The organism is Neobacillus sp. DHD-1R (genome assembly GCF_057747995.1).
Genome location: NZ_CM173232.1, coordinates 2,297,080 through 2,311,255, shown reverse-complemented (window position 1 = coordinate 2,311,255; position 14,176 = coordinate 2,297,080). Strand labels below are relative to the sequence as shown.

The 14,176-nt window shown below is 39.1% G+C and carries 13 protein-coding genes, 1 pseudogene and 1 riboswitch; of the genes and pseudogenes, 2 read left to right on the top strand and 12 right to left on the bottom strand.

Annotation, left to right across the window (positions count from 1 at the left end; all coding sequences use genetic code 11):
* Positions 1-59: 59 nt before the first annotated feature.
* Positions 60-250: riboswitch (cobalamin riboswitch) on the bottom strand.
* A 301-nt stretch (positions 251-551) separates the two neighbouring features.
* Positions 552-1,112, top strand: coding sequence for a phosphatase PAP2 family protein (locus AC3ANL_RS11140; protein ID WP_488329274.1), 561 nt, complete (start codon positions 552-554; stop codon positions 1,110-1,112).
* A gap of 66 nt (positions 1,113-1,178) precedes the next feature.
* On the opposite strand, the gene AC3ANL_RS11135 is transcribed toward AC3ANL_RS11140, so the two are convergent.
* A complete protein-coding gene (locus AC3ANL_RS11135; protein ID WP_488329273.1) occupies positions 1,179-1,964 on the bottom strand; it encodes an alpha/beta fold hydrolase in 786 nt (261 codons plus the stop codon).
* Positions 1,965-2,236: 272 nt separating this feature from the next.
* A complete protein-coding gene (locus tag AC3ANL_RS11130; RefSeq protein WP_488329272.1) occupies positions 2,237-2,590 on the bottom strand; it encodes a DoxX family protein in 354 nt (117 codons plus the stop codon).
* 404 nt (positions 2,591-2,994) lie between these two features.
* On the opposite strand from AC3ANL_RS11130, the gene AC3ANL_RS11125 reads away from it, so the two are divergent.
* Positions 2,995-4,047, top strand: a complete 1,053-nt coding sequence (locus tag AC3ANL_RS11125) for a C45 family autoproteolytic acyltransferase/hydrolase (RefSeq protein ID WP_488329271.1) — start codon at positions 2,995-2,997, stop codon at positions 4,045-4,047.
* 86 nt (positions 4,048-4,133) lie between these two features.
* On the opposite strand, the gene AC3ANL_RS11120 is transcribed toward AC3ANL_RS11125, so the two are convergent.
* From AC3ANL_RS11120 to AC3ANL_RS11075, 10 genes and pseudogenes are all read right to left on the bottom strand, one after another.
* Positions 4,134-5,576: a DHA2 family efflux MFS transporter permease subunit gene (locus tag AC3ANL_RS11120; protein ID WP_488329270.1), complete on the bottom strand. Its 1,443-nt coding sequence runs from the start codon at positions 5,574-5,576 to the stop codon at positions 4,134-4,136.
* A 234-nt stretch (positions 5,577-5,810) separates the two neighbouring features.
* Complete coding sequence (locus AC3ANL_RS11115) at positions 5,811-6,212, bottom strand: hypothetical protein (RefSeq protein WP_488329269.1); 402 nt, start codon at positions 6,210-6,212, stop codon at positions 5,811-5,813.
* On the bottom strand, positions 6,199-7,698 hold the full coding sequence (locus AC3ANL_RS11110) for an FTR1 family iron permease (RefSeq protein WP_488329268.1): 1,500 nt from the start codon (positions 7,696-7,698) through the stop codon (positions 6,199-6,201). Before AC3ANL_RS11110 ends, AC3ANL_RS11115 begins: the two co-directional genes overlap by 14 nt.
* Positions 7,699-7,910: 212 nt before the next feature.
* Positions 7,911-8,579, bottom strand: coding sequence for a phosphatase PAP2 family protein (locus AC3ANL_RS11105; protein ID WP_488329267.1), 669 nt, complete (start codon positions 8,577-8,579; stop codon positions 7,911-7,913).
* A gap of 85 nt (positions 8,580-8,664) precedes the next feature.
* Positions 8,665-9,477, bottom strand: a pseudogene (locus tag AC3ANL_RS11100) (COG4705 family protein).
* Positions 9,478-9,757: 280 nt separating this feature from the next.
* Positions 9,758-10,354: an undecaprenyl phosphate transporter UptA gene (gene uptA, locus AC3ANL_RS11095; RefSeq protein ID WP_488329266.1), complete on the bottom strand. Its 597-nt coding sequence runs from the start codon at positions 10,352-10,354 to the stop codon at positions 9,758-9,760.
* An 88-nt stretch (positions 10,355-10,442) separates the two neighbouring features.
* Complete coding sequence (locus tag AC3ANL_RS11090) at positions 10,443-11,129, bottom strand: response regulator transcription factor (RefSeq protein WP_488329265.1); 687 nt, start codon at positions 11,127-11,129, stop codon at positions 10,443-10,445.
* Positions 11,126-12,586 carry a sensor histidine kinase gene (locus AC3ANL_RS11085; protein WP_488329264.1) on the bottom strand — a complete coding sequence of 487 codons (1,461 nt, stop codon included), beginning with the start codon at positions 12,584-12,586 and terminating at the stop codon, positions 11,126-11,128. Before AC3ANL_RS11085 ends, AC3ANL_RS11090 begins: the two co-directional genes overlap by 4 nt.
* A gap of 20 nt (positions 12,587-12,606) precedes the next feature.
* Positions 12,607-13,341: an ABC transporter permease gene (locus AC3ANL_RS11080; RefSeq protein ID WP_488329263.1), complete on the bottom strand. Its 735-nt coding sequence runs from the start codon at positions 13,339-13,341 to the stop codon at positions 12,607-12,609.
* A complete protein-coding gene (locus tag AC3ANL_RS11075; RefSeq protein ID WP_488329262.1) occupies positions 13,322-14,065 on the bottom strand; it encodes an ABC transporter ATP-binding protein in 744 nt (247 codons plus the stop codon). The genes AC3ANL_RS11080 and AC3ANL_RS11075 overlap by 20 nt, the downstream gene beginning before the upstream one ends.
* Between the last annotated feature and the right edge of the window lie 111 nt (positions 14,066-14,176).

Below are 14,176 nucleotides of genomic sequence, written 5' to 3'. Positions count from 1 at the left end.
TTGAGACCAACTGGTTTTCTCAACACGTATCCCTCACTCCCCTCTATACACCCGTAGAGTACAAGCGCATACAACAGGCAGGTCTCCTGACTTTGGTTCATCGCTTCTTATCCCTTCCCATTTCATTTGAAACAGTGGTTCATTGATAAGTCGCTCTCCATTACAGTGGCGGGACCGTGCCGGACTTTCACCGGTCTTCCCTTTTAAGCTGCGGAATGATTCACACAGCACCTGTTGCATTTACTATTAAATTATCAAAAAATATTTTAATATTTTGAATTTAGTAGCCATCATAGCATGATAAACCAAGGCTGTCAAAAATTGATGATCACCGAAGTTAATAATAACTTCACTCCAGAGTTTATTATTTTTCCATATTACTTACTAAAAAATATAAGCATGAACTCTAATTTGAATTCATATTATACTGTTTCAGTACCTCTTTAGACCTGGATAACAGTGCCCGGAAGTGCGAAAAACACCTTACATATTTGCGTAATGAACGGAAATAATACCCTTGATAATACAACAAATTAGAGGGAGACTTTTTTATGAACTATCAAATATTCAGGGCGATTAACCAATTGGCCGGGAATTCTCGTATTTTAGATTTCATTATGAGGACCATTTCTAAAAGAGCTCGGTTTGTCTACCTTTTCGTAATAATCTTTCTATGGTTTCGACATGATCATTATAAAAAAATGACACTTTATACATGTGTATCAGTTGGCATGACATATCTGCTCAGCATGATGATTAAACTAATCTTTTTTAAACCAAGGCCCTTCTTGAATCATGGAGTACATTTATTGCCGCCAGTCCCCACTAAAAAAGATTCTTCGTTTCCAAGTAAACATACTGCACTTGCCTTTGCCTTCGCAGCTTCTGTATTTGTTTATCACCGAATATTGGGCTTGAGCTTGTGGCTGGTATCCATCCTAGTAGGCTTTTCGCGTATCTGGATGGGACATCACTACCCCTCTGATATTATAGGCAGCGCCATTCTTGGAAATGGTACGGCCTTCATGGTAAAGCTTGCAGAACAGTATTGGAAACCTTTCATTATTCGTATCCTTCATTCGTACACCCATATTCGTTCTTCATTTCGGTAAATGTCATGTGAACTTTAGGGATCATCCATCTTGGCTTGGATCATCCCTTTATGATTTTCTCCGTTTTTACGTTTTTACTCTATTTAGTTGTTTTGCCAGGATGAACTCCTCGATGAATTGATTTAACTCATTCGCTGATTTTGTCGGAATTTGATGCTTTTCATGGATAAACCTTAATACATTATCTGGTAACTTTTCATGTAACAGTTTGGCATATGGATGAAAGTTTTTATCCTTTTCTCCATAGATCAATAATATCGGAATATCAATGGTTTTTAATTGATTTGTACAGTTATACTCCAAACAAGCATGGTAATACTGCTCGATATTTTTACTATTTCCTTTAAGTGCTTCTCGGTAAATGTTCTTAAATATCTCTATTGTATTGGAATTGCTCCATGAAATCGTAAGGCCTAGTAGAGGCATCGTCCATGTTTTGGAAAGCATTCTTGCTATTGAAATTCTTTTTTCTTGATGACTATCCATCACTTCTGACATTCCGCTCACGATTATGCCCCCTAAGGCCCGATTGGGATAGGTCAATAAAAATTCCAATACAATCGAACCTCCCGTCGAATATCCACAAAGGTAAGCTTTGTCGATTTCAAGATGATCCAAAAGCTGTTTCATATCATCTGCGATGAGCTGATAGGTAATCGGCTCTTCAGAGTACGGGCTGCGACCGTGCCCTCTGATATCAAATGTAATGACCTTAAATTTTCGCGATAATCCCTCCACTTGGTATGTAAAATTAGCGCTCGTAAGTAATGGGGGATGAACAAATAAAATGGCTGTTCCCTCACCTTGGACGGTATAAAATAGGCCTCTGCCGACTGTAGTTAATATTGGCACAATGCTGCTCACCTCAATAATTAGCTTTAGATGCTTTTCTCATGATAAGCATTTTAAATTCTTAGTTTTTCATATTTAGCTTTGCACCATTTAAAGTTCTTATTCTAAATCCATATTTAATGAAGGATTCCATTGAAAGTGTATTATTTCAAGTCAAAAAGGCCTTGGATGAAGAATCCAAGGCCCTCGCTATTCATCGCATATCGACCATTTTCAGATGCTGTCTGTTATGATTATTAATGGTGTCAGGCACCCATCTAGTATTTACCCTCCTACCAACGGCCGATTGCCACAAATAGTGCGAATACTAGAAAAATAATATTCATCCAGATTGCCTGATTTTCTTTCCTCTTTGCGTGAAACCCAGCAGCAAGAATCATGATGAGCCCAAGTCCAAGCCCTGCAATCTGTGTTAATATAGGAGCAATTCCAAGCGCATAAGGCAAAATCAACCCAAGCCCACCAAGCAGTTCCGCTACACCGATAAATGTAACCAAACCTTTTGAAGAATCCTTTACCCATGGCAAGCTGGCTTTTGCTTTTTCATACTGAAATGTCTTCATCCATCCGATCATAATAAACGCTACTCCTAAAATAATTTGAACAGCCCATAACGCAATATTCATTAATGGACCTCTCCTTTTTTACTGTTTTTGTAGTAGATTAACAGTCAAATGGATAAAACGCCCAACAACCAATAGTCCTTGAATGGTACGAACTGTCACTTCATTGTAACAATCCCCCTTATTTCAAATTGACATCTATGGGTTTATGTTTAAGCTGCTTATAAAAACATTTATGCATTCGTTGGCATAATCAGACCGTTTCATAATAAATTTTTAAATAAACAAAAAAAGAATGTTGCTGCCTAAAACACCTTAAATCTTTGCCAAACCAAAGAAAATGATGCTTCCTAATTATCCAATTTAGGAGACGCTGGTTAGAATTTTATTTCGTAAAGCATGCATTTTGCTTTTCTTTCCTTCATCCAGTAGAATTTCCTTAATCGCATGATAAATGGGGAATATATTTGAAAAACGTATTTAGTGATATCATTCAGTTTCGCGGAACTCATTATGATTTTGGGTATAGGCAGGGCGAGCTATTAAAGAATTCTCTCATATTGAAAAATCGTAAAAAACAATGGAGTTCTAAATCCAAATTACGGAATTTTATTTCAGATGAATTGGAAGCGAAAAGGTTGATTCTTCATTTCGCTCCCCGCATTTGGGATGAGCTAAATGGATTGGCAGATTCTTTAAAAATGGAGATGGCAGATGCCGTTAGGGAATTTGGCGGCTATTATCTTGAATATGGAAAAAGTGGATGCTCGATTTTCACAGACCCTGATTACATGATTCGAAACTATGATAATGACCCGCTCTCCTATGAGGGGCGTTTTGTTCTTTATCAACCGACAGATCAGGGCTATGCTGTGATCGGTCCCTCCATGCAAATCACCGGACGGACTGATGGGATCAATGAAAAAGGATTATCGATGGGCTATAACTTAGTAAATCGCGTAAGGTCCGATGATGGATTTATTTGTAATATGATTGGACGAATTATTTTGGAAACATGTGCAAATGTGGATCAAGCTATTTCACTCCTAAAAGAAATTCCACACCGTCGCTCTTTCAACTATGTCTTGCTTGATCAGTGTGGCGAGTCGATCGTCGTGGAGGCCTCCCCTAGAGAAATAGCAATCCATCAGGCTAATATCTGTACCAATCATTTCAATAAGCTAAAACATGAAAATCGCTTCCGGCTGGACGATTCTCTTCAACGATTACAGGCGATGAAGAGGCAGAAAAACAACACTACTGATTCATACAAGGCGTTTCGATTGATGAACGATACAGAAAAGGGCGTTTTCTCAAAAAAATATGGAGCATGGGCTGGTACCTTGCATACAGCAGCCTACTTTCCTAAAGAAATGAAAGCATGGCTAGCCCTGGGCGGAGACAAGCTGCCACTGATCTTTGACTTTGACCAATGGCTCAAGGGAGAAAATATAAACATAACACGAATCAAAGGGGAACTAGACACAAACCTGCCATTTGTGAATATGGAAGAAATTTAATCGAGAAAGGGGTCAGACCCCCGGTGCGTTAACGCTTTAATCCACCGGGGGTCTGACCCCTTATAGTATTTTATCGACCTCAGCCATTACTCCTGGATTTTCACACGTACGTTCTGTCGTCTTTCTCCATCCACTTCATCCTTTGTCTGTCGATTTTGCTTAATGAAAAAGGAAAGGATCAGTCCAAGTAAGGAGAGAATAGAAATCACCATAAAAGCGATATTTGCTCCATGGATATCCGGATAGGCAATGTCCGGCCGCTGTTTCGCTGCTTCTGCTGTTGTCGTCATGACTGTAACAAGGATGGCGGTCCCTACGGAAGCTGCAATCATTTTCATTGTATTATCCATCGCAGCCCCGTGTGGAATTAATCGTTTTGGTAACTGATTCAAAGCGGCTGTCGCGACTGGCATCATGACCATTGAAAGACCAAACATTCGAATACCGTAAACGACTGTAATGAAGGTCATCGAGGTCGCTGGACTTAAATTGGTAAACGCAAACGAAGATGCTGTCAAGATTGTAATGCCACTCATCACGAGCCATCTCGCACCGAATTTATCAAATATTCTCCCAACAATTGGTGACATGAACCCGCTTATAAGTGCACCGGGCAATAAAGCCAGACCCGCTTCAAAGGCAGAAAATCCCCGCATATTCTGCATAAAGAGCGGGATTATCGTTTCCGCTCCAATCAAGCCCATAAAGCTAATCATTCCAATAGCAATGGCGAACGGGAAAATAGTAAAAGTAAAAACACGGAATTCCAGCATCGGATGTTTCAATCGTAATTGGCGGAAAATAAATACGAGTAATGAAACGCCGCCAATCGCAAGTGATAGGACAGTTGCTGCATGGGACCAACCATAATTTCCAGCACTAGTAAATCCATAAAGAAGCCCGCCAAAACCGAATGAAGACAACAGGATCGAAATAATATCCACTTTTGGCCTGGAAACTTCTGTTACATTTTTCAAGAAGAGGTGTGCGACAATGATATCGATAAGAGCAATAGGCAAAATAATAAAAAATAACACTCTCCATGAAAAATGCGAGGTAACCCATCCGGACAGTGCTGGTCCGATGGCTGGTGCAAAGGAAATCACAAGACCGACAAGCCCCATGGCTGCACCGCGCTTGTTGACTGGAAAGATTAGTAAAAATACGGTTGTCATTAACGGCAGCATAACTCCTGCTCCCACAGACTGAATCACTCTTCCTAAAAGAAGAATTTCAAAATTAGGAGCGATTCCACTGACAACCGTTCCCACTGCAAAAACACTCATCGCCGTGATAAACAACTGTCTTGTTGTAAATTTTTCCAATAAAAAGGCACTGATCGGAATCATGATTCCATTCACCAGCATAAAGACAGTCGTCAGCCATTGTGCACTATTGGCGGTAATGCCCATTTCATCCATAATCGGTGGTATTGCTGTAATCATCAATGTTTGATTCAAAATGGCAATAAACGTCCCTGCCAGCAATAGTCCTACAATCATCGACTGTTTGTTGCCTGATTTCTCCATTAATCCAACTCCTTGTTACCCAAAGTAAAAAGATTCTGTTACAGATTACCTTGTTTTCCGTCCAATTACCAATGAAATGATTTAGAAGAGCGTGAGACAAGTCTTGTCAACCTACCACCTTCTATTTTGAGTCACTGAAATATTTTTTATGTAAACCCCCAACTCATAGTTTAAAAGGTCAGACCCCCGGTGCGTTAACGCTTTAATCCACCGGGGGTCTGACCCCATGCTTTTTTATTTTAATTTTTCGACATCAACTAACACGGTATCTAGTTCATCTGCTGCTTTATTAAGGGTTTGTTCGTCAAGTGGTTCTGTTTTTGCCCCTGCTTCAATTATATGAAGTGGTGTTTCAACTTTTTCGTATAAGTCAGCACTCTTATCTTTCACTTCATCTTCAAAGGTTTGCCAAGATTTTTCTAAATTTTCTCCACTTGTTTTTACTTTGGCAGCATCTTTCGTATTTAATTGTGTTTTCAAATCAGAAATGGTTTGTCTCATTTCCTTCGCACCATCACTAATAGAAACTGTAGTCTTTGTCTCCTCAGTCTTTTTGTCTGTATTAGCTCCAACACATGCAGCTAATGTTAAAGAAGATGCTAATAAAATTGGAACAATCAATTTACGCGATTTCATTCAAGTTTCCCCCAAAATTTGATTTATTATCTTTTCTTTTATTTACTATTGCAGCAATTACCGCAACAACTAGTAATATCATCTGTGGGATCAAACTCTCCCAGGTTGAATATAAAGCGAAAAAGTTAATCGTTGGAATGGGTGCTTGAGTAGCAGGTAATAATCCTGCAAGCTGTAGGCCATGAATCCCCATTCCAGTAAATTTGAAACATAAGTAAAACATTAGAATACTACATACTAAGAAGAACGGGCGCATTGGAATTTTTAATCCTACCTTCAGTATTAAATAAGATAAGACAACAAGGATAAGTAATCCAATGGCAATACCCAATAAAAGAGATGATAATTTTATTGAAGAAGCCATTCCAATAAAGAATAGAACCGTTTCTGTACCTTCACGGAAAACAGCAAGAAAAGATAGAATTGCTAAAGAAAATAGACTACCTGTATTCAGGGCTTTTGTACTTTGTGTGCGAATATAATTCTGCCATTCTGAAATACTTGATTTGCTATGAAGCCAATAACTCATATATAGAAGCATGACTGCTGCAAAGACCCCTGTCCAGCCTGCAATTAAGAAATTATTACTGCCAAATGCCCCGGCTGAAAATAATAGGTTTACAATGATGCCAAGAATAATGCTTACTCCTATCCCTGCTCCAACCCCGAGCCAGATCCAATTACTTTTTTCTTCATGACCTGCTTTTCTTAAAAACCCAAGCAAGGCAACAACGACAAGCAATCCTTCTAAACCTTCACGAAGAAGAATCGTAATCGCATCCATCATGTTATAACTAGTTTTGGTGACCAGCGGGGAAAGATAGTCTCTCATTCCTTCAATTGTTTTTTTAGCTCCTGATATATCAGCGGGTTGAGAGGATAGCATCGAGTAGGAAGAAACCATATCTCTTTCTGCATCACCATATATTTTGGAGGATTGGGTCAGGACTACACCCTCGACATTCAACCAAGATTTACGAAATTTTTCAATATCGTCTTTCGCGCCCTGAATATCATTGTCCTTAATTTTTGCGAGCGACTGGTTAAGCAAAGAGACCAAATCCGCTACATCACCCTTTTGAGCAGAGCTGTTATTACTTTTATCGGACGTTGCGGAAAACTTACCATCAATAAACTGTTGATTTATGTTTTTTAGTCCTAAAAGAGCATTTCTCACTTTGTCTTGATTAATTGGCTGTTGAGCAAATGCAAATGATACCTGCCCCATGTTATCTTCAATATCATGATAAGCCTGCTCTGATTGTTTTTTTACTCCATCTTCAATTGAAAGCCATGTGGTTCTAAAGGTCTTGAATTGCTCAGAGGCTGCATCTAGTTCTCCCTTATCCACCGATTGAATAGTTTGAGTAATGATATTGTTTGCTCGCTCCATATCTTCCGATGCACTCGCAGCAAAACTGTTACTTGGAAGAACCATAAAAGCTGTAAGTAAAATCAATAGAGTAGTAAATAGCCTGCTCCTCATAATATCCTCCTTATGTACACGATTCATTTTTATATTTTATTAGGTTAATAAATGAAAATCATTTTCAATTAATTCTAAAAAAAATTATATTCCCATTGAGAATGAAAGTCAATATCATTTTATGAACTAGCTCGTCATTCCAACTAATAAAATATAAAGTAATTGGAATGAAATACAAAAGGAGCTTACCAAAAATGGTTTGCTCCTTTTTATTAATGCAGTTCACTCCGTTTATATTTTTTATTCTTCCCTTTTTCTTTATAATATTGGAAAAACCAAATTGCCACGGTTAACCAGAATCCGCTTGCTAAGTACCCGCCAATGATATCGCTAGGATAATGGACCCCTAAATAGATCCGACTGATCCCAATTGCGAAAATCATAATGGCACTTACGCAAATTAACAGGCTCCTTCCCCACTTCGTTGGAATATGACGCCAGAGCAAGAAAGAAACAATCACATAAACGGTAAAAGCATTCATGGCATGACCACTTGGGAAACTATATCCTGAAATATTAATTAACCGATGAAAATTAGGTCGTACCCTGTGAAACACTAGTTTCAAAATTTGGTTTAAGACAGCCGAACCGATTATGGCTGAAACAAGCAAGATCAATTCTAAACGATGATGCAAAACCGTATAAAGAAAAACGATGAAAAAGATACTAAGGACGATCACAACCGGAGTCGAACCCACAAAGGTGAAAAATTTCATCACGCTTGTTAACTGTGGGGATTCCAGTCCTTGAATGGCTGCGATGACGTCGCTATCAAAATCAATAATTTTGTGGTCACTTATTAACAAAGAAGTAAATAGGAATCCGAGCACACAGATTAGACTAATGATGAAAGCGATAACTAGATGCGATTTTAGGTTCATAAACAGGTCCTTTCAAGCAAGTATTTCAGTTATTACTTTTGTAATGGTTTTACTATACCATTAGATTTACTACGACTGATTATCTTTATTCATTTTTTGTACTAGCGAGCTCGTCTCTTCTCGTCTTAGTCAAGTAGATGACTAAACTTAAAATCGTTACGAGGAAGACTGCACTCGTCCCGACTGTGCCTAGACCGAGTCCGCTTTCTTTGCGTTGTTGTGACAAAAAGTCGCCCAGCGAAGCGCCGAGTGGTCTTGTCAAGATATAGGCGATCCAAAATGATAACACCGCATTCAGCTTCAATCGGTAATAAGCAATGGTAACGACTCCTATGAGCACAGCAAACATGAGAGCTGATTTCCAGTAGCCTATGTTCAGACCCTCAGCAATAAGGTCACCTGCAGCCGTACCTAAGGCGAAAGTGAAAAGAATGGCCAACCAGTAGAACGCTTCCCGTTTGGAGGTGTAGATCGAGTGGATAGAAAGTGTTTTTTCACTTGCGTACCAAACAGCAAAAGTTGCCAGCAATGCCAAACTAAACACGATCGTGGTAGTCTCAAGAGCCACGCCGAGGTTGTCAACTAGATTATCGGTGACAAGCGTTCCTACAATGCTTATCATAACAACTGCGAGCCAATAAATACTTGGCACATATTTCTTCAATCGAAATTGGAAGAAGAGCGTGATGATTAACAAAACAGTTCACACAATCGTCGTATTCGTTAGACCCCAGTTCAGGTTAAAATTCAGGAAGTCTGCGGCGGTTTCCCCTACAGTCGTAGCCATGATTTTGATGATCCAGAAAAAGATCGTCACCTCCGGTACCTTATTCAACATTTTCCTTTCTTTAGATTGATGATTCCGATTAATATCGATATTCTCCCCAGAATAGTCCATTCAGTTGTCCTCCTTATTTTCTGCATTTTAACATTCGATTTTTACAATCTACAAAAAGGTTTTTAGCTGCGCTCCCATTTTCAGATCATAAATCATCAATCCTCACGCATGTATACCCTTTATCGAGAAGGTCTCTCTTTTTTACACGTGAAATGAGATCCATTTGGGAAGCGTTAAATGAATGACGATGAATAAACTATTAAAAAACCATTAATATAACTTCTTTTAGCAAAAAAAAAGCAAAGATGGAAAACGTGGTGATCCTCAGATATCCAATCTATTACTTTTCAACTTTTTTAAATTTCCATTTATAAATGACATAACCAATTGTAAAAATAATCGCTACAAGGATAGCAGGCGTAACATAGGGCTTTGCCGCCTGGTTAATTTGATCCCATTTTGTTCCCAATGTCATTCCTAGATAAAGAAAAAGGATGGACCATGGAATAATCGCTACAATCGTATAGATGCTAAACTTCGCAAACGACATACGAGCAATCCCTGCAGGAATGGATATAGCATGTCTTACAACTGGAATAAACCGTGCCGTAAAAATAACACCCGGTCCATACTTGCTAAACCATTGTTGGGCATGGTCAATATGGTGAGGCTGGATTAATAAAAACTTTCCATATTTATTGAGAAACGGTCTTCCCCCGTAACGTCCTATCCAATATAAAAACCATTGAGCAATAATACCGCCAATTGTCCCTGCAATGACTGCTCCTATAAATGAAATTTTTCCGATCGAAACTAAATAACCGCCATAGGCTAATACAATTTCACTTGGAATGACTTCTACCATTAAGCCAAGGGAAATACCTAAGTAACCAAGGCTCGAAAGCAAATCAAAGATGGACTGAATGAAATGTGACATTTTCTACCTACCTTTTTGAAAATATTCCTTTGTTGTTAATTGGCTAACTGGCTAACGAGAGACAATGCTGCTTAACATTTATGTGCCATTAAGCTTTAAACCGGTACCCAGCTCCCCAAACCGTTTCGATATATTGGGGATTGGAAGGATCGGCTTCAATCTTTTCGCGGATCTTGCGAATATGGACTGTAACAGTGGATATGTCACCAAAGGACTCAAAGCCCCATAACTTTTCAAATAACTGTTCCTTACTAATGACCCGGTTAGAATTTAAAGCTAAAAAGGTTAAAACATCAAATTCCTTCGTGGTAAAAACTACCTCTTGGTTATTGACATAAACCCGTCTTGAATCTTGATCAATCCGAAGACCCCGAATCATGATACTGTCATTTCGAGGTTCCTTCCCTATTAGTCTCTGATAACGAGCTAGATGCGCCTTTACCCTTGCAACCAGCTCACTGGGACTAAATGGCTTGACAATGTAATCATCGGCCCCCAAGCCCAACCCACGAATCTTATCAATGTCTTCTTTTTTGGCAGAAACCATCAGGATCGGGATGTCCTTTTCGGTTCGGATCGCTTTGCAAATTTGGAAGCCATCAACCCCTGGAAGCATTAGATCAAGCAGCACCAAATCGATCTCTTCCGTTAACGCTTTATTTAATCCATCATTCCCTGTTAAAGCAATCTCAACCGAAAAACCATCTATTTCTAAGTAATCCCGTTCAAGCTCGGCAATACTTAAATCATCTTCTATAATTAAAATCTGTTTCATTGATCTTCACCTGCTTTATTTAGCGTAAATAAAATCGTTGTTCCTTGTCCTTGTTGACTATCTGCCCAGATGGTCCCCTGATGTTCTTCGATGATTCGTTTCGCAATCGATAATCCTAGACCACTTCCGCCAGTATCTGTTCCACGCGCCATATCAGCACGATAAAAGCGGTCAAAAATCATCGGAATATTCTCGTCAGCGATTCCAGGTCCATTGTCAGTGAGCTTAAAAAGAACAAAAGAATCGACAGTAGATAAATGAAAGGTGAGCTTTTTGTCCGGTTTATCGATATACTTCAAAGAATTTTCCACAATATTGGTAATCACCCGTTTCAAATGCTCACGGTCCCCCATAATGAGATAATCACCACTTTTTTCAATATTTAAGTTAATTTCAACACTCTGCTCTTCCAGATCAAAGCGAAGCTCCTCCACAAAATCCTCAAGGTAGTGATCAAAATGAAGTTTTTCAAAATGAAACGGAAGCCGTTGCAGGTCTAGTTTAGAGTATAAGAAGAGTTCATCAATCATATGATCCAAATCAAGTGATTTCGAATGAATCGTTTGTATATAACGGTCAATTTTTTCCGGGCTGTTTGCCACCCCATCCCGTATTCCTTCTACATAACCCTTAATGGTGGTAATCGGTGTTTTTAAGTCATGAGAAATATTGGCGATGAGTTCTTTGCGATTTTCCTCATATGCCAGCTGCTTTTCAACCGATTCCTTTAACCGCACCCTCATTTCCTCGAATCCTTGGGCAAGCTGCCCAATTTCATCCTTGGATGTTACTGGGATTGGAAGAGTTAGATCCCCTTCTTTCATTTGCATCGCAGCCTTTTGTAACCCGCGAATCGGACGAATGATACTTCGAGACACATAATAGGTTAACAATCCGTTAGTAACGATCAAGATCACAATCAAGATGATAAATAATATTGGAAAAGAAGCGCGGACAAATTGAGCTAAACTGCTGGCATCCGTTACAAAGAACAATGAACCTTCTGATCCATCCGGATAAAAGAAATCAAGTTTTTTTATCGATACAAATTGGTGATCAATTCGTTCTACCGGATCCACTTCACCAAATAAACCAAAAGGCGGCAGTTCGTCCTTTTCCAATCCCTTTAACTTAGCGGGTAGGTAGATAAGGTTTTCACCTTTTCTCACCACTAAGGAATTACCACCCGTTTTATTTAATTGACGGTCAATTTTCTTTAAGTCCGTTTGATCCAGAAACTTCCCTGGGCTTTTCAACGTTTCCTTGTGTAATTCAACTAATAATTGATCTTTCTCAGAAATTTGCTGATGATGCTCAGGGGGCAGGTAGATGTTTCGCAATTCTTTAATATCCCCTCTAAAAAGTAATGCCACTAGAAGCGCGGATAAAAAAACAAAAAAGATTGGCACTAAAATCATGGCAAGATTGGATAATAAAAGTTTTAAACGAATCGACATCTATTCCACTACTTTCTAATTTAATATTCTTTTTGACTAAACTTATAGTAGCCTAGTGTGAAGAATAAAGCACCAAATGATAATAGATAAATGGTTCTACCGAAGGTTACGATATTCATGCCATTATTGATCCAGCGTTGATACCAGTCATTATCATATGCCGGCAGCCATTGGGCAACGGCAGGAAAAAGATAGGTTAAAACGACCATCACTACATAAAGAAGGATTGAAAATGTTAAGGCCTTGCTGCTTGCTCCAAACCATTGAACGAGGAAAACCATTAAAATTCCAATCGCCATTAGTGGAAACCATGATAACAAAAACGATGATAACCCCACTAACAAACCACTAAAGGTGAAGTTCTCTAACCAAATGGCCCCTGTTAGTAAAGATGAAAGACAGACAATGATTAATAGCGTCACTAGGTAGATGCCGGTGCAGACAATTTTTGATGTAAACAGCTTGAAACGTGATAATGGGCGGACAAGCAGAAACGAGAGTGTCTTTTGTTCTTGTTCTCCTGCAAACATATCACTGACGACCAATGCCAATAATAACGGCAGGTAAAAAGAAACAGCTAAGCTTAAAATGACTAGTGGAAAAGACTCTCCATCAAAGGCGGTAAAACCAAACTTGTTCTGCATCATTTGAATGGCTGGACCAACAAGTAAAGGGAATAATGCTGAGAGGCACATCAACACGATGGTTGATTTTTTTCGTACTAACTTGGTCCACTCATTTTGTAAGTTCAGCATCTTGGTTTACTCCTTTCCCCTTACGAATGTGTTGGATATAATAGGATTCAAATGTTTCCCCTTCTTCTAATTGGCTTTTAGCCACTTCGCCAACGATTTTCCCCTTGGAAAGAATCGCAATTCGATTACATAACCGCTCGACTTCATCAATCAAATGAGTGGAGAGAATAAAGGTAACACCTTCCGCCTTCGCCAATCGACTAATAAGCTCCTGAAAATCAAGCTTCCCTTCAATATCGAGACCGTTTGTTGGTTCATCTAAAATAACCAAAGACGGTTTGGAGAGTAATGCCGCGGCAAGATATAACCGCTGCCGCATTCCGGTTGAAAAAGATTTCACCTTTTCATGCTTATGAGCTTCCATTCCCACCCATTGCAGGACTTCCTCTATTCTTCCTTTTTCAATGGAAGGATACAGTCTCGATGCGATCTGCAGATTTTCATAGGCGGTTAAATAATCAAACGCTTCGACGCCACTGATAAGTGTTCCCACCGATTTCATCGCTTGTTCAAAATGGTCCATGACATGAAAACCATTAATGAAGATCTTTCCTTGGTCTGGACGGCATAATGCGACAATGCACTTCATCAACGTTGTTTTTCCTGCACCGTTTGGGCCTAATAACCCAAAGATTTCACCCTTTTCAACCGAAAAATTAATCTTTTCAACACCGCGGCTATTCTTATATTGTTTTGTTACATCTTGTACTTCAAGAACCGGCATACTGTTCACTCCTTTCTACTGCTGTTTCTATATAAACAAGGTTTCCACTTGTAATTGTCAATTTTTTAGAACCCAGGGCAGAGGAATTTCCCCTGCCTTATAGGCTCATTG